At 64.0% G+C, this 14,861-nt stretch carries 16 protein-coding genes; 7 read left to right on the top strand and 9 right to left on the bottom strand.

The genetic code is table 11. The features are described from left to right. Nucleotides 1-50: 50 nt before the first annotated feature. From KR767_RS19425 to KR767_RS19400, 6 genes are all read right to left on the bottom strand, one after another. A complete protein-coding gene (locus KR767_RS19425; RefSeq protein ID WP_250877485.1) occupies nt 51-1,409 on the bottom strand; it encodes an FAD-dependent oxidoreductase in 1,359 nt (452 codons plus the stop codon). A gap of 90 nt (nt 1,410-1,499) precedes the next feature. Further along, a complete protein-coding gene (phaR, locus tag KR767_RS19420; RefSeq protein WP_166949056.1) occupies nt 1,500-2,009 on the bottom strand; it encodes a polyhydroxyalkanoate synthesis repressor PhaR in 510 nt (169 codons plus the stop codon). A gap of 107 nt (nt 2,010-2,116) precedes the next feature. Then, the gene (locus KR767_RS19415; RefSeq protein ID WP_250879189.1) at nt 2,117-3,658 is read right to left on the bottom strand and encodes a DHA2 family efflux MFS transporter permease subunit; all 1,542 of its coding nucleotides are present in this window, start codon (nt 3,656-3,658) and stop codon (nt 2,117-2,119) included. A gap of 14 nt (nt 3,659-3,672) precedes the next feature. Then, nucleotides 3,673-4,872, bottom strand: coding sequence for an HlyD/EmrA/EmrK family protein (locus KR767_RS19410; protein WP_166949058.1), 1,200 nt, complete (start codon nt 4,870-4,872; stop codon nt 3,673-3,675). After that, nucleotides 4,869-6,338, bottom strand: coding sequence for an efflux transporter outer membrane subunit (locus KR767_RS19405; protein WP_250877484.1), 1,470 nt, complete (start codon nt 6,336-6,338; stop codon nt 4,869-4,871). The genes KR767_RS19410 and KR767_RS19405 overlap by 4 nt, the downstream gene beginning before the upstream one ends. Beyond that, nucleotides 6,335-6,778 carry a MarR family winged helix-turn-helix transcriptional regulator gene (locus KR767_RS19400; RefSeq protein ID WP_250877483.1) on the bottom strand — a complete coding sequence of 148 codons (444 nt, stop codon included), beginning with the start codon at nt 6,776-6,778 and terminating at the stop codon, nt 6,335-6,337. The genes KR767_RS19405 and KR767_RS19400 overlap by 4 nt, the downstream gene beginning before the upstream one ends. Before the next feature lie 424 nt (nt 6,779-7,202). Between KR767_RS19400 and KR767_RS19395 the strand changes: the two genes are divergently transcribed. Then, nucleotides 7,203-7,997: an Ig-like domain-containing protein gene (locus KR767_RS19395; protein ID WP_250877482.1), complete on the top strand. Its 795-nt coding sequence runs from the start codon at nt 7,203-7,205 to the stop codon at nt 7,995-7,997. 26 nt (nt 7,998-8,023) lie between these two features. On the opposite strand, the gene KR767_RS19390 is transcribed toward KR767_RS19395, so the two are convergent. Next, entirely contained in the window at nt 8,024-8,788 is a 765-nt protein-coding gene (locus tag KR767_RS19390) for a TatD family hydrolase (protein ID WP_250877481.1), read from the bottom strand. A 141-nt stretch (nt 8,789-8,929) separates the two neighbouring features. Between KR767_RS19390 and KR767_RS19385 the strand changes: the two genes are divergently transcribed. Beyond that, on the top strand, nt 8,930-9,544 hold the full coding sequence (locus KR767_RS19385; protein WP_250877480.1) for a glycine zipper 2TM domain-containing protein: 615 nt from the start codon (nt 8,930-8,932) through the stop codon (nt 9,542-9,544). A 27-nt stretch (nt 9,545-9,571) separates the two neighbouring features. Further along, nucleotides 9,572-10,036: an outer membrane lipoprotein gene (locus tag KR767_RS19380; protein ID WP_166949066.1), complete on the top strand. Its 465-nt coding sequence runs from the start codon at nt 9,572-9,574 to the stop codon at nt 10,034-10,036. A 178-nt stretch (nt 10,037-10,214) separates the two neighbouring features. On the opposite strand, the gene KR767_RS19375 is transcribed toward KR767_RS19380, so the two are convergent. Further along, a complete protein-coding gene (locus tag KR767_RS19375; RefSeq protein ID WP_166949068.1) occupies nt 10,215-10,649 on the bottom strand; it encodes a cell wall hydrolase in 435 nt (144 codons plus the stop codon). 495 nt (nt 10,650-11,144) lie between these two features. Further along, nucleotides 11,145-11,930 carry a CAF17-like 4Fe-4S cluster assembly/insertion protein YgfZ gene (gene ygfZ, locus KR767_RS19370; protein ID WP_250877479.1) on the bottom strand — a complete coding sequence of 262 codons (786 nt, stop codon included), beginning with the start codon at nt 11,928-11,930 and terminating at the stop codon, nt 11,145-11,147. 126 nt (nt 11,931-12,056) lie between these two features. Between ygfZ and KR767_RS19365 the strand changes: the two genes are divergently transcribed. The 4 genes from KR767_RS19365 to sdhA are packed head-to-tail and all read left to right on the top strand — an operon-like array spanning nt 12,057 to nt 14,848. Further along, the gene (locus KR767_RS19365) at nt 12,057-12,224 is read left to right on the top strand and encodes a DUF1674 domain-containing protein (RefSeq protein WP_166949071.1); all 168 of its coding nucleotides are present in this window, start codon (nt 12,057-12,059) and stop codon (nt 12,222-12,224) included. A gap of 57 nt (nt 12,225-12,281) precedes the next feature. Continuing rightward, nucleotides 12,282-12,674: a succinate dehydrogenase, cytochrome b556 subunit gene (gene sdhC, locus KR767_RS19360; RefSeq protein WP_166949073.1), complete on the top strand. Its 393-nt coding sequence runs from the start codon at nt 12,282-12,284 to the stop codon at nt 12,672-12,674. Further along, entirely contained in the window at nt 12,671-13,057 is a 387-nt protein-coding gene (gene sdhD, locus KR767_RS19355; RefSeq protein WP_250877478.1) for a succinate dehydrogenase, hydrophobic membrane anchor protein, read from the top strand. Before sdhC ends, sdhD begins: the two co-directional genes overlap by 4 nt. A 3-nt stretch (nt 13,058-13,060) precedes the next feature. Beyond that, nucleotides 13,061-14,848, top strand: coding sequence for a succinate dehydrogenase flavoprotein subunit (gene sdhA / locus KR767_RS19350; protein ID WP_250877477.1), 1,788 nt, complete (start codon nt 13,061-13,063; stop codon nt 14,846-14,848). Nucleotides 14,849-14,861: the final 13 nt, after the last annotated feature.

Here is a 14,861-nt window from a genome sequence, read left to right as displayed (position 1 = left end):
GCGCGCGACCGGGGGTGCCGCTCCGTAACAGGTCGCGCGCAGGCGCGCTCCTACGGGAGCGGGGGGAGGGTGGCTTCCAGGGTGCGTACCGCTGCGTCGATATCGACGCTCGCCACGCTGTCATGCCCGCGCAGCAACTGCTCCACCAGCACATCCTGTGCCTTGCCGCGCTCCAGCGCATAGGCATACGGCAGGTGGGTGAAGGTGACCATGCGGTAGCGCGGCATGTAATGGCTTGGCGAGCGCTGCGCGAGCAGGGTGCCGAGTTCGCGCATGCGCAGGAAGCGCGGGTCGGCCACCTTGTCGCGCATCTCGATGTAGTTCTCCAGCGCCATCTGTGCGATGGCATCGGCATTCGGCTTGCGCCGCGCCTCGAATTCGGCGAACACCGCCGTGCTGTCGTCCGGATTCGCGGCGAACAGTTCGGCCAGTTCGGCGGCATCCTCGAAACCACAGTTCATGCCCTGCCCGTGGAAGGGCACGATGGCATGCGCCGCGTCACCGATCAGCAGCGCGCGACCACCAATGTGCCAGCGATCCAGATAAAGCGTGGCGAGGGTGCCCACCGGATGCGCAGACCAGTCGGCGGCGAACTCGGGCATGAGGGCGAGCGCGTCGGGGAATTCGGTACGGAAGAACGCCTCGGCGGCACCGGCACCCGCGATGCTGCGGAAGCTCGGATGCTCGCCGTCGTTCGGCAGGAACAGCGTGACGGTGAAGCTGCCTTCGCGATTGGGCAGGGCAATACACATGTAGTGACCGCGGGGCCAGATGTGCAGCGCATTGCGCTCGATGGCGAACGGCGTGGCCGGGTCCTTGCCCGGCGGGATCTCCAGCTCTTTGTAGCCGTGACCCAGCTCTTCCACGCGCTCGCCCAGTGGCGAATGCCGGTGCATGGCTGCACGCAACGCGGAACCAGCGCCATCGGCGCCGATGATCACGGGGGCCTCGACGGTGCGTTCGTTGCCTGCGTCGTCGCGCAGGGTAAGCGTACCGGCGTCGAGGTCGGCGGCGGCGAGGCCCTTATCGAAGTGGATCGTGGCGCCCGCCGCTTCGGCGGCATCGAGCATCAGCGTATTGAGCCCGCCCCGGGATACCGACCAGATCACCTCGGTATCGTCCACGCCATAGCGTTGCAGGCCGCTGTGACCAGCCGGGTCATGCACCATCCGGCCGCGCATCATCACGGCCTGGGCCAGCACCTGATCGGCAAGGCCCGTAGCCCGCAAGGCATGCAGGCCGCGTTCGGCAAGGGCGAGGTTGATCGAGCGGCCACCCTGGAAGCCCGCGCGACGCGGATCGGGGCGCTTCTCGTAGACAGTGACGCGAAAACCGCGTTGGGTGAGCAGGGTGGCAACCAGGGCGCCAACCAGGCCGGCGCCGACCACGGCGATGTCGTTACGGGGCATGGGCTGCCTTGTCCGGGACGCGATATTGCGGGGCAGCGCATCGTGCGCCGCAGCGCCGCCGGGAGCAAGTGCTCGCGGCGGCGTGACAGGTCAGCTGGGCTTCTTGCCCGTGCGGGTGGTGGTCGGAGCCGGGCGGACGGGCTCGCTCGGACGGCCGGTGGCGGCGTCCAGGAAACCACGCTGCATCGACTTCCAGACGTCGAGGTTGCGCTCGGTCATCTCGTTGAGCATGGACCAGGGCGTCTGGCCCATCAGGTTGTTGAGCTGGTTGCGGAACTGCTGCTGCTGGTCGAGGAAGACCTGCAGGCTGCGTTCCAGGTAAGGGCCCATGAAGCCCTGCAGCGAGTCGCCGTAGAACCGGATGATGTGCGAGAGCAGCTGCGAGGAGAGCATCGGCTGGCCGTGCTCCTCGTGCTCCGCGATGATCTGCAGCAAGACCGAACGGGTGAGGTCCTCGCCCGACTTGGCGTCGCGGACTTCGAAAGTTTCCCCGTCGAGGACCAGCTGGCGTACCTCCTCCAGCGTGATGTAGCTCGAGATTTCCGTGTCATAGAGACGACGGTTCGGATACTTCTTAATGATGCGCAGGGTTTGTGCCATGCGGCGAAAAGTAACACGAGGTATTGCGACGCACCAGTTACGGCAAGTCATGGTATTGCCTTGCCGTTTTCACAAACCACATTTAGATCGATTCAATTAATGCCGATTTAATGTGCGGCAGCACCACCGGCGTTGCCGAACGGCGGCTTGGCCAGCCAGAGCACCGGAATCAGCAGCAGGAACAGGATCGCGCAGCCCCAGAAGACGTCGTTCACCGCCAGGGTCAGCGCCTCGCGGTTGAGCACCTGGTCGACCACCGCCAGCGAGGGCTTGCCCTGGATGCCGATGGTGGACAGCCGCTGCGTGTATGCCGTGGCGGCGGGCGACGCCTGGGTGACGTACTCGGTGAGCGAGGCATGGTGGAACTCGCCCCGGTGCTGCCACAGCGTCACGGTGATGGCCGTGGAGACGCTCGATGCCAGCGTGCGGCAGAAGTTGGCCAGGCCCGACGCGCCTGCGATCTGGTCCGGGTTGAGGCCCGACAGGAAGATCTGGTTGAGCGGAATGAAGAAGCAGGCGATGGCGATGCCCATGATGAAGCGGGGCAGCACGAGCGACGCGTACGAGGCACCGCTGTTGAAGCCGGCGAACCAGAACGAGGTGAAGGCGAACACCAGGAAGGCGAAGGTCACCACGGCACGCAGTTCCAGGCGCTGGATGTTGCGGCCGATGATCGGCGAGACGAGGAAGGCGAGGATGCCCACCGGTGCCGTCGCGAGGCCGGCCCAGGTAGCGGTGTAGCCCAGCGTGGTCTGAAGCCACAGGGGGAACACCACGTTGATGCCGAAGAAGGCGAGCATGCCCAGCGACAGTGCGGTGACGCCCACCGCGAAGTTGCGCCGGGCGAACAGCGACAGGTCTACCACCGGATGCTTCGCCGTAAGCTCCCAGATCACCAGGAACACCAGCGCCACCAGGGCGATCAGGCCCAAGGTGAGGATCATCGGCGAGGCAAACCAGTCGTGGTCGTTGCCGTTGTCCAGCATGAACTGCAACGAACCCACGCCGACCACGAGCAGCAGCAGGCCCACGGAGTCGATCGGCGCGCGCACCGTCTTGGTTTCGCGATGACGCAGGATCGACCAGGTGACGAAGCCCGCCGCCGCGCCCACCGGCACGTTGATGTAGAAGATCCACGGCCAGGAGAAGTTATCGGTGAGGTAGCCGCCGAGGATGGGGCCGAAGATCGGCGCCACCACCACGGTCATCGCCCACATGGCCAGCGCCATGCCTTGTTTTGTCTTCGGGTAGCTTGCCAGCAGCAGCGAAAGCGACAGCGCCACCATCGGGCCCGAGCCTGCGCCCTGCAACAGGCGGAAGATCACCAGCATCGGCATGCTGGTGGCCAGGCCGCACAGCATGGAAAACACGACGAACAGGGCCACGGAGAAGCAGAAGGTCTTCACCTCGCCGAAGCGCCGCGCCAGCCAGCCCGTGAGCGGCTGCATGATGGCGCTGGCGAGCGCGTAGGAGCTGATCGCCCAGGTGCCTTCGCTGGAGCTCACGCCGAGGCTGCCCGCGATGTGCGGCACCGCGACGTTGACGATCGTCATGTCGAGGATCTCCATGAAGGTGGAGAACGCGACGGCAATCGTCAGCAGGACCAGCGGGCCGCCCTGCAGCGGCTTGGGCCCGGCTGGCGCGGGCATGGCGGCAGCGTCGCTCAAGGCACGTTCGTCCCTAGGTTGTCACGCACGATGGCGTCGGCGGCGGCATCGGCCTTGGCGGCCACGTCGTCGTATACGTTGGTCTGCGCGACCGGCTTGTCGCTGGGCGACTTCGCCAGCACGTCGCCCTTGTCGTCGGTGATGTTCACCGTCACCGCCGTGGACAGGCCGATGCGCAGCGGGTGCTTGTCGAGGTCGTTCGGGTCCAGCGCGATGCGCACGGGCACGCGCTGCACCACCTTGATCCAGTTGCCCGTGGCGTTCTGCGCGGGCAGCAGCGAGAACGCGCTGCCGGTGCCGGCGCCCAGGCCGATCACCTTGCCGTGGTATTCCACGCCACCGCCGTAGATGTCCGCCTCGATCTTCGCCGGCTGGCCGATGCGTACATGACGCAGCTGGCTTTCCTTGAAGTTGGCATCCACCCAGAGGTCGTGCAGGGGCACCACGGTCATCAGCTGCTGGCCGGGCTGCACGCTGTTGCCCACCTGCACGCTGCGCTGAGCGACGTAGCCATCGATGGGCGCGAGGATGGCGTTGCGCTGCGAGGCGATCCAGGCCTGGCGGAAGCTGGCGCGCGCCTGGAGCACGGACGGGTTGTTCTCGATGTCGCTGCCATCGACCAGGGCGCGGGCCGCATCGGCCTGGCGCTGGGCGGATTCCAGAGCGGATTGTGCGCTGTCCACCGCGTCGCGGGCGTGCTGCACTTCTTCGGGCGCCACGGCCTTCTCGGCGAGCAGCGGCAGGCGGCGCTTGAGGTCGTCCTGTGCGCGCTTCAGGTCGAGGCGGCGTGCGGCGAGCCCGGCATCCGCGCTGGCGGAGGACTGGGTCTGCTGGCGCACCTGGCGGACAGCTTCGGCGAGCGAGCTGCTGGCCTTGCGCAGGCTTACGTCCGCGTCGGTGGGGTCGAGGCGCACGAGCACCTGGCCCGCGTTCACCCGCTGCGTATCGTCGGCGTATACGCCGATGACGATGCCGGGCACCTGGGCGGAGATGCCCACCTGGTTGCCGCCCACATAGGCGTTGTCGGTGGTCTCGCGGGTAGAGAACACGAACAGCCACAGAAGGAACCATGCCAGCGCCGCCAGCACGAGGACGATCAGGGCGATGAGCAGGGCGCGCGTCCGCTTGCGCTTGTCCTTCGGCGCATTGCCGCTTTCCTGTGGCGCTTGCGGCGTATCGGTCGTGGTGGCGCTCATGGGCTCTGGGCTCCGTCGGTGCTGGGCGTGGAAGGGTTGGAAGAAGCGGTGGTGGACTCGGCGCGGTAGCCGCCGCCGAGTGACTTGATCAGGGCGACATCGGTGGACAGTGCCTGGCCGTGCAGGTCGACGGCGGCGTCCTGCTGTTGCAGGGCGCTGGCTTCGGTTTCCAGGGATTCGCGGTCGTCGCGCACGCCACGTTTGGCGCGGGCCTGCGCGCTGGCAAGCAGGCGGTCGGTGGCGTCCGCCTGGTCGGCTTGCTGCTGCCGGCGGCCAGCCAGCTGTTCGGCGCTGAGTGCCTGCGTGGCGACATCGCGTGCGGCGGAAACGACGGTGGTGTTGTACTGCGCCACGGCGGCGTCGAGCTGTGCGCGACTCACGCCATGCGCGGCTTCCAGTGCGCCCCCTTCGAAGATCGGCAGGTTGATGGCGGGCGTCAGCGAGAATACGCGGCTGCTGCCGGAGAACACCTTGTCCATGTCGATGCTGGACAGGCCGGCCATCGCCTTGAGGCTCACGTCAGGGAAGAACTGCGCGCGCGCCGCATCGGTGTTGCGCAGGGCGGCTTCGACCTGCCAGCGGCTGGCCGCGATATCCGGACGGCGCGCCATCAGGTTGCTGCCGATGTCACTGGGCAGGCCGGGGGCAACGTCCGGCAATGCGCGTGGCTCAAGCGGGGGAAGCTGGGAGGGCGACACGCCGACCAGGGTGGCGAGCGAGGCGCGGCGGATATCGGCGGAGCCCTGCAAGGCGACCTTCTGCTGGCGGGCGCCGGCCAGCTGGGCGCGGGCCTGTTGCACGGTATCGGGTACATCGACGCCTTGCTTCACCCGCAGTTCGGCAATGCGCAGGGCACGTTCGCGGGCGGCGATGAGCTTGTCGGCCAGGGCCACGCGGGCCTCGTCGGCCAGCCAGCCGAAATAGGTGTCGGCCACTACGGACTGGATCGAAAGCGAAGCGGCCGAACGCTCCGCTTCGGCAGCGCGAGCGCTGTCGATGGCGCCTTCGATGGCGTAGCGCTTCTTGCCCCACCAGTCGAAGTCGTAGCTCACCTGGATGCCGAGGTCGGCCTGGTTGTACCAGGTGAAGCCGAGGAACTTCGCCGGAATGAGGCCGTGTTCGCTCATGCGCTGGCGCTCGACCTGTGCACTGCCGTTCACGCGCAGGCCGGCCTGCGCGGCGGCGACGCGAATGTTCTGCTGGGCGCTGTCGACGCGCGTTTTCGCCTGGGCGAGATCGGGCGCGCCGCGCAGTGCCATGTCGATGAGCGTGTCGAGCTGCGGATCGCCATAGGCTTTCCACCACTGGGCGTCAGGCCAGCCGGGACGGTTGCTGGTGCTGAGGCCTGCGAGCGGAACGTCAGCCCGCAGGGCGGGCCGGTCGATCTTTGCGGGCACGTGGCAGGCCGCGAGCGACAGGGCGACGACGCCAGCCAGCAGGGTGGGGCGCAGGAGGGAGGGGATCATGGTGATTCCGCAGTGTCGATATGCAGGGCGAGCTTCTTGAGCAAGCGCTCGAAGGTTTTCCGCTCGGTGGTACTGAAACAGGCGAATTTCTCGATCAACGCGGGAAACATGGGCGGCAGCAGCGTGCGTACGAAGTGGCTGCCTTCCGGGGTGATCTTCAGCATCACCTGGCGGCGGTCATGCACCGCGTGCGAGCGGGTGATGAAGCCGCGCTTGGCCAGCAGGTTGGTGATCCGCGTCATGTTGGTGGGCTTCTGCTCCGCCAGGGAGCACAGCTCGCTGGGCGTGGAACTGCCGTCCACCGACGAATACAGCATCATGAGCGTGCGGAAATCGCTGTCATTCATGTCGAAGGGCTTGAGGCGTGCCTCAATCTCGCGATTCAGGGCATCCCCCGTCAGCAGGAGCAGGCGGATGAGCAGGACTTCGCATTTGGGCATGCCTGGGATATTCCCGGCGACCCGGTCGACCCCCTCGTAAAGGGCGTCAACGCATGGCTTCAGACTAGACATTACGCTGGCTAATAGTTCGCTGGTGAACTATTAGGCTAACAAGCGGCGGGCAGGGCCGGCAAGTGCCCGGACTTACCCTTGTGGGAACACGCTTGCGCGCAAAGCTCTTCGCAATACTCGCCCACGCGAACGTTTGCCATGACTGGTCGCGCCAAGCGCGCTCTTGAAAAAGCTTAGTGCGAGCAAAACCGGGGTGAGGAGTATCTTCCCTTTGATCATATGGTTGCGCTGCTCATGCCAAATACAGATATCGAATTCACTGAAAGTGCAAAGCGAATATCTTGTGGACCTGATGGCGTCGCCTGTACCGTGGTTGCACGGAGGATTGAATCACAGCGCAGGAGGGAAAATCATGAATAAGCGACAAGAAAGTAATCGGAAAGTCACCGTATCTCCGACGATTTTGCAGCAGATCGCCAATGCACCGTGGGGACGGTCAGGGGGAGCGGCACAAGTGCACAAGATTGAAGCACTTGGCAGGTGGGCGGATACGAAGGCAGACCGTGGCCAGCAAACCAATCAGATCATCGTTCGCGTCCTGGATGAGCAAGGGAACCCACTGGAAGGCGTAGGTATTGTTTTTCGTGTCATTGATCCTGATGCCACAGGTACGGGATTTATTGCTGAAGGAATCCCTTCCCCTTTGGAAAGTACTTTTTGCGAGACCTTTGAAGGAGGGCTGGCGATCATCATGGAGCCGCTCCGGCTTGGCCTGAACCCAGGGCGTGTGATAATTCGGGCTGCAGAGTTGAACGGCAATGACGGCGTTTATGCGGATTTTAGGATCGAAATATCAAAGCAGACGCCGACAAGAATTGAACTGGTTAGTGGAGGGAATCAGGCATTTCCTTCAGGAGATGTCCACTTTGTAGAGGCGGTGGTTCGTGTGCTCGATGAAAAAGGCGATCCCGTGAGCTATGGAGAAGTGGCCTTTGGGGTACCTGAGGATGACCCCACCGGTTCATTTCTTGTGTTTGCCGGATTTCCGGCGATCCACTACAGCAAATGCAATGAAATCGGAGAGGCGGGGCTGGCCGCACCCCTTTGGGTTGGTACCGGTGCTCCGGGTGCATTTCACATTGTAGCGAAGCGGGTGGGCGCTCCTGTCTCAGTTGACATTCCCTACCTTGCGGTTCCTCTTTCTTAAAAGGAATCGTGAAGTGTACGTAGCCGCTAAAGATTGAAAAGGCGAATTGCGTTGGCCGTAGTAGTTGACGCAATCTCCTCGATCGGCACATCTCGCAGCTTTGAGACAGTATCCAAGACGTCAACGATGAATGCGGGCTCATTCCGGCGCCCGTGATGGTGGGCGCCGGGTTGATCTGGCGCATCGGTTTCGAGTAGAAGCCATTCCAGCGGCATTGATGCCACTGTGCGACGAATTCGGTTGGCTCGATCATAAGTAACGGCCCCCCCTATGCCGATATGAATGCCCATGCTAAACAACTGCCGGGCCTGCTCTTCGCTGCCCGAGAAGCTATGAATCACGCCACGCAAACCACCGATGCGACGCAGCGTGTGGATGGTTTCCTCGAACGCCCGGCGTGCATGCATGATCACCGGCAGGTCGTGCTCCTTCGCGATATGCAGTTGCCGCTCGAACAGCGCACGTTGCCGTGCCGGATCGAGTCCTTCCACGTAGAAGTCGAGCCCGATTTCCCCGACGGCTACGGCTCCCTTGCCATCCAGCCACGAGGGAAGTTCGTCCATGTGGGTATCATGATGCCCAGCCGTAAATAGCGGATGCAGCCCGTACGCTGGATGAGCCCCTTCACGCATCCTGCACAAACGCTCGACGGCCTCCCAGTTTCCCCGGTCGATGGCAGGTACGATCCAGCGCCTCACGCCGGCATCGCGAGCCCTCTGGAACATGGCGTCACCGTCAGCATCGAACGAGTGGTCGTCCAGGTGGGCATGAGTGTCGATCAGGTCAGGCATGTGGGTAATGAGTAGCTGAATCGTGAGCGGGGAGTCTAAGGTCTCGTTCAGTTTGACGACTGTCAAATGTGACCGAGGCGACCACCGGGTGATGGGGCTCGAGCGCCATCGGGTCGCAGACCTTTTATCGGAGAGTAGGGTATGAGCAGGTTGAAGATTTCCGTCCTGAACATCGGTTTGGGCGCGGCGCTGGTATTTGGCCTTTCCGCCTGTAATCGCGATGCGAACGCCGACGTGGCCAACGCCCCGGGAAGCGCCCCCGGAGCCGCCCCGGCAGCGGCCCCCATCGCTGCGCCGCCGCCGCCGGGCCCGAAGTACGCCCGCGTGGTCAGCGTCGACCCGGTCCGCGAGGCGGCTTCCTCGCCGCAGCGCGAGTGCCACGACGAAGTGGTGACGCGGCGCGCACCGGTCAAGGATGAGCACCAGATCGCCGGTACGGCCATCGGCGCCGTCGCCGGTGGTCTGCTGGGTAACCAGGTGGGCGGCGGCAAGGGCCGCACGCTGGCCACGGTGGCAGGTGCCATCGGTGGTGGTTATGCCGGCCACGAAATCCAGGAGCGCCGCCAGGAAACCAATACCGTTACCAGCACCGTCCGCAAGTGCAACACGGTGGCTGGCAGCAGCGGTGACCGCATCGTCGCCTATGACGTGCGCTACGAATACAACGGTGTGACCCGCTCGGTCCGCATGGATCACGACCCGGGCGATCGCGTCGAAGTACAGGAAGGCGTCTCGGTCATTTCCGACGCCCGTTGATCGACCCCTTATCCAGGACGTACCCCTATGCACACCATCGTCCAGAAGCTCGGCATCGTGGTCGCCGCGCTTGCCACGCTGTCGCTTACCGCGTGCTATGAGCAGCCACGCAGGGTTTATCGCGAGGAACGCGTCGTTTATTCCGGTCCGCCGCGCGGATGCCAGCAGTGCGGTGTGGTGCAGGACGTGGAGCAGATTTATTCGGATCGCCAGTCGTCGCCGCTGGGTGCCGTGATCGGTGCGGTGGCCGGTGGCGTGCTGGGTAGCACCATCGGCAAGGGTGACGGGCGCACCGCGGCTACCGTGGGTGGCGCCGTCGTCGGTGGCTTTGTCGGCAACCAGGTCGGCAAGAACAACGGCGAGGACGTGGCATTCCGTGTTCGCATCCGTCTTGACGACGGGCGCTCGGCGACGGTAACCCAGCGTAACGATCCGCAGCTGCGTCGCGGCGATTACGTGGAAATTCGTGGTGATCAGGTGTTCCGTCGTTGATCGTATAGACGTCTAGCCGTCTTAAACAAAAGGCCCGCGAAAGCGGGCCTTTTGTTTTTCACTTGATTGATGATGCAAATATCGCAGACAAAAAAAGACCCTCGTCCGAGGGCCCCTTTTCCCGGGAATCTCAAGCTGCCCGCTCAGATTCCTTTTCCCCGCAAGTTGTATCGATCGGTCAGTTCACGGCGTAGAACGCGTGGTCACCAATCTTGCGAACGACTCGCTTGCTCGACCATGCCGGTGCGACGGCGACCGTGGCGAAATGATCCGCCTGCGGTACGTAGACCAGTCGCTCACCCTTCGGCAGGCTCCAGTTGTTGATGGAATCGCCGGCGATCTTCCATGCCTTTGTCCATGCAACGAGGTCGGTGACTTCGAAATCCTTTGGCGTGGTGGTGATGGCGAACTGGCGAGGCGCGGACACGACCTCGCAGACATTGTTGCCACCCATGCCGCGATCACGGCGGCGAAGGGCGACTTCCGCCACGGCATACTGGCCGATGGTGGGTTCGCTGCGTGCTTCAAGGTACACCGTCGTCGCCAGGCACGTCTGGTCGGAGAGGTGGCTCGGAAGGACGGACGCCATCCAGAGCAAAGCGGAAAGTTTCATGTGTATCTGCCTCCAACGAGCTTTTCCGTCACTTGCGGCCTTGGAAAGAACCTTGGGAGACGTATGAGCGGTAGACGGGCGGGCAGGCCGTTACTACCTGGATCAACCGATTGCATCCGCGGATATGAATGGGGCGGATGGTTCGGGCGTCACACACTGTGACTGTACTGGGCGACTGTCCGGAGTCGCCCGGCATGGGGTGTGCCGAGGCGGGAGCGGCTTCGCAAGGGCGGCGGCTCCGACGGCATACAACGCGATGGCAGGGGCCATGCGTGGCTTGTTCCTCCGGCGTTCGCCGGGTCGCGCCAGAACCGTCATCGTCGACGGATCGTCGCGGGTGTAACCATGGAGACACACCATGGCCACGAGAATGGATCGGCGGAGCCTAGTGGCGCATCACGTTTTGTGCAAGTGCGTATGCGGCACGGTTCAGCTTCGGCTCACATGCCATCAGGAATGAGATTTTGCGCTGGTGATCGCGAAATCACGCACGAATCATGCGTCGAACGTGGATATCACGTGAAGTCGCGCCTCGTGCTTTTCAATAGTTTCCGCCTGCGACAATGTGTCGTCGAGTACTACCAACGACAGATGCTTCGATGCGAAATCTTTGCTCATCAGTACGATGCCAGCTTCGCGTCCGTCTATGCGCAGCGATTCTCCTTCCTGAACGGGTTGTTCGCTTTCCACTACGCGCAGGTGTCGCTTGTGACCACCCAGGTAATGCAGGCGTGCTGCGATCTCCTGTCCTGGAAAGCATCCCTTGTTGAACGCGACGGCGTTCAATCGTTCCATGGATAGTGCCGGTGGCAGCAATGCATTCAACGCATCGTCAGGTAGCCATGCATATCCACGTTCTATATGTCGCGTGAGCCATGCATCGCCGTCATCGCGTGCACCTACATGTAATGACGCATCGCCTTCTCCGAGCACGAGCGTGCCGTCGTCGAGTTCAGTGGCATGCATGTCGTCGAACGCATCGCCATCGGCGATGTGAAGGGGCGTGGATACGGTGAGCTTCACCTTCGAGCGGAAGACGAAGCGGCGCAGGTCGGCAGCCAGGGCTTCACCATCGCCACCGCGAGGCACCACGATGAAGCGATCGTCTTCGAGGCGGGCAACCTGCAACAGGGTGCGGACCCGGCCCTTGGGGTCCAGCCACCCGCTCCACTGCCACTGGCCGACACCCAGCGACAGGACATCGCTGCTGAACTGGGCGCTCGCGAAGCCCGGCGCGTCCGCGCCAGCGAGGGTGATGGTGCAAGTGGTACGGCTCGGCATGGGCGGGCGAAATGGCGGGGAGGGGAGTAAGATATACGGTCGCGCCAAGGCCAAGCCAACCCCCTTCAGCAACCTGAAGGTTGTGCTGCGATGGCACAGGTATTACGCTTTTAGGGCTTTATAACCATGTCCGACCATTCCTCCGAGCCCAAAGACGCGAACGATTCTTCTCCGGCGAAGCCGCCCCTGGCGCCGAACGTCCCCACGAACGGCGAGGCAGGGAAGGAGAAAGCGCCATTGGACCCCACGCGTTACGGCGATTGGGAAAAGAACGGACGTTGCATCGACTTCTGATCGGAAGGCGAGGATGGGACGGTTGGGCATCAGCGATTCCAATCCAGGATAGCCGCCATGGCACAAACGGGACGACCGCTCTCACCCCACCTGCAGGTCTACAAATGGCAAGTGCAGATGGCCACCTCCATCCTGCATCGCGCCACCGGCATCATCCTTGCCGTCGGTAGCCTGCTCATCGTCTGGGGCCTTGCCGCCCTCGCTGCCGGCGAAGAGGCTTACGCCACCTTCACCGCCTGCGCCTCGAACCCGCTGGGCCTGATCGTCCTGGTCGGCTGGACCCTCGCGTTCTTCTACCACCTGTCCAACGGTATCCGCCACCTGGTGCAGGACACGGGCAAGGGCTACGCCATCTCCAGCTTCGTCCGCTCCAGCTGGATCTCGGTCATCGCGGCCATCGTGCTCACCGTCATCGTCTGGGCCTTCGTGCTCACCGGAGGCCACGCATGAGCAAGGACCTGCGCAACCCGCTCGCCCGCGCCCGCGGCCTCGGTTCCGCGAAGGACGGCGTCCACCACTGGATGCTCCAGCGCGTCACCGCGCTCGCCCTCGTGTTCCTCACTGTGTGGTTCCTCATCATGGTGCTCGGCCTGCTGCACGCCGACTACGCCACGGCCCGCGCCACGGTGGCCAAGCCCTGGAACGCGGTGCTGCTGATCGCCTTCGTGGTGACGGCCTTCCGCCATGCGGTGCTCGGCCTGCAGGTTGTCATCGAGGACTACGTCCACACGCGCTGGCTCGAAGTGGGCTCGCTCATCGTCATCAAGTTCATCGCCGTACTCGCCGCGCTCATGGGCGTGCTGGCCGTGCTGCGCATCGCGCTCGGAAGCTGATCAATGGAAGCCTACAAGGTCCAACAACACAAGTACGACGTGATCGTGGTCGGCGCCGGTGGCGCAGGCCTGCGCGCCACCTTCGGCCTGGCCGAGAAGGGCCTCAAGGCCGCCTGTATCACCAAGGTGTTCCCGACCCGCTCGCACACCGTGGCGGCGCAGGGTGGCATCTCGGCGGCGCTCGGCAACATGGGCGAAGACGACTGGCGCTTCCACTTCTACGACACGATCAAGGGTTCCGACTGGCTCGGTGACCAGGACGCCATCGAGTACATGTGCCGTGAGGCCATCCCGGCCATCATCGAGCTCGAACACTATGGCGTGCCGTTCTCGCGTACCGAGGAAGGCAAGATCTACCAGCGTCCGTTCGGTGGCATGACCACCCACTACGGCAAGGGCACCGCGCAGCGCACCTGCGCCGCGGCCGACCGTACGGGCCACGCGATCCTGCACACGCTCTACCAGCAGGCGCTGGCGCACGACGCCACGTTCTTCATCGAATACTTCGCCATCGACCTCATCTTCGACAAGGACGGCGTCTGCCGTGGTGTCCTTGCACTCGATATGAACGAAGGCACGCTGCACCTGTTCCGCGGCCACGCCGTGGTCATGGCTACCGGCGGTTACGGCCGTGCGTACTTCAGCGCCACCTCGGCCCACACCTGCACGGGTGACGGCGGCGGCATGGTGCTGCGCGCAGGCCTGCCGCTGCAGGACATGGAGTTCGTGCAGTTCCACCCGACCGGCATCTACGGTGCAGGCTGCCTCATCACCGAGGGCGTGCGTGGCGAGGGTGGTTACCTCACCAACTCCGAAGGCGAACGCTTCATGGAGCGCTATGCCCCGAACGCCAAGGACCTCGCCTCGCGCGACGTCGTCAGCCGCGCCATGACCATCGAAATCCGCGAAGGCCGTGGCGTGGGTCCCAACAAGGACCACATCCACCTGAACCTGATGCACCTCGGTCCCGAGGTCATTCACGAGCGTCTTCCGGGTATCGCCGAGTCCGCGCGCATCTTCGCGGGCGTCGACGTCACCAAGGAGCCGATCCCGGTGCTGCCGACCGTCCACTACAACATGGGCGGCATCCCCACCAACTATCACGGCGAAGTGGTCACCAAGCGTGACGACAACCCGGATTCCGTGGTGCCGGGCCTGTTCGCCATCGGCGAAGCGGCCTGCGTGTCCGTGCACGGTGCCAATCGCCTGGGTTCCAACTCGCTGCTCGACCTGGTGGTCTTCGGCCGTGCGGTGGCCAACCGCTGCGCCGAGGTCGTGAAGCCCGGCACGCCGCATCCCGACCTGCCGGCCAACGCGCTGGACAAGGTGCTGGGTCGCTTCGACGCGCTGCGCAATGCCAACGGCAATACGCCGACGGCCGCCATCCGCGCCGAGATGCAGAAGACCATGCAGAACGACGCCGCCGTGTTCCGCACGGGCGAAACGCTGAAGGAAGGTTCGAGCAAGATTTCCGACGTGTTCTCGAAGTTCAAGGACGTGAAGGTCACCGACCGTTCGCTGGTGTGGAACTCCGACCTCATCGAAACCCTCGAGCTGTCCAACCTGCTCGCCCAGGCCGTCGCCACCATGCACTCGGCCGAACAGCGTCCGGAAAGCCGCGGCGCCCATGCCCGCGAGGACTTCCCCGATCGTGACGACCACGAGTGGCAGAAGCACACGCTCGTGTGGATCGACGAGGAAGGCAAGTCCACCTTCGACTTCCGCCCGGTGCACATGTACACCCTGACGGACGACGTCGAAGTCGTGCCGCCGAAGAAGCGCGTTTACTGATACCGGACCGGAG

This window comes from Luteibacter anthropi (genome assembly GCF_023699965.1).
Classification (GTDB): Bacteria; Pseudomonadota; Gammaproteobacteria; order Xanthomonadales; family Rhodanobacteraceae; genus Luteibacter; species Luteibacter anthropi.
Note: the sequence above shows the minus strand (reverse complement) of the source record. Positions and strands in the feature narration are given on the sequence as shown.

Excerpts from the sequence above, each read along its gene's own strand:
- KR767_RS19380 (WP_166949066.1), top strand. The coding sequence starts at position 9,572 with ATGCACACCATCGTCCAGAAGCTCGGCATCGTGGTCGCCGCGCTTGCC.
- KR767_RS19385 (WP_250877480.1), top strand. The coding sequence starts at position 8,930 with ATGAGCAGGTTGAAGATTTCCGTCCTGAACATCGGTTTGGGCGCGGCG.
- sdhA (WP_250877477.1), top strand. The coding sequence starts at position 13,061 with ATGGAAGCCTACAAGGTCCAACAACACAAGTACGACGTGATCGTGGTC.
- KR767_RS19415 (WP_250879189.1), bottom strand. The coding sequence starts at position 3,658 with ATGCCCGCGCCAGCCGGGCCCAAGCCGCTGCAGGGCGGCCCGCTGGTC.
- KR767_RS19400 (WP_250877483.1), bottom strand. The coding sequence starts at position 6,778 with ATGCCCAAATGCGAAGTCCTGCTCATCCGCCTGCTCCTGCTGACGGGG.
- KR767_RS19425 (WP_250877485.1), bottom strand. The coding sequence starts at position 1,409 with ATGCCCCGTAACGACATCGCCGTGGTCGGCGCCGGCCTGGTTGGCGCC.
- KR767_RS19375 (WP_166949068.1), bottom strand. The coding sequence starts at position 10,649 with ATGAAACTTTCCGCTTTGCTCTGGATGGCGTCCGTCCTTCCGAGCCAC.
- KR767_RS19410 (WP_166949058.1), bottom strand. The coding sequence starts at position 4,872 with ATGAGCGCCACCACGACCGATACGCCGCAAGCGCCACAGGAAAGCGGC.
- ygfZ (WP_250877479.1), bottom strand. The coding sequence starts at position 11,930 with ATGCCGAGCCGTACCACTTGCACCATCACCCTCGCTGGCGCGGACGCG.
- phaR (WP_166949056.1), bottom strand. The coding sequence starts at position 2,009 with ATGGCACAAACCCTGCGCATCATTAAGAAGTATCCGAACCGTCGTCTC.
- KR767_RS19365 (WP_166949071.1), top strand. The coding sequence starts at position 12,057 with ATGTCCGACCATTCCTCCGAGCCCAAAGACGCGAACGATTCTTCTCCG.
- sdhC (WP_166949073.1), top strand. The coding sequence starts at position 12,282 with ATGGCACAAACGGGACGACCGCTCTCACCCCACCTGCAGGTCTACAAA.
- KR767_RS19405 (WP_250877484.1), bottom strand. The coding sequence starts at position 6,338 with ATGATCCCCTCCCTCCTGCGCCCCACCCTGCTGGCTGGCGTCGTCGCC.
- KR767_RS19395 (WP_250877482.1), top strand. The coding sequence starts at position 7,203 with ATGAATAAGCGACAAGAAAGTAATCGGAAAGTCACCGTATCTCCGACG.
- sdhD (WP_250877478.1), top strand. The coding sequence starts at position 12,671 with ATGAGCAAGGACCTGCGCAACCCGCTCGCCCGCGCCCGCGGCCTCGGT.
- KR767_RS19390 (WP_250877481.1), bottom strand. The coding sequence starts at position 8,788 with ATGCCTGACCTGATCGACACTCATGCCCACCTGGACGACCACTCGTTC.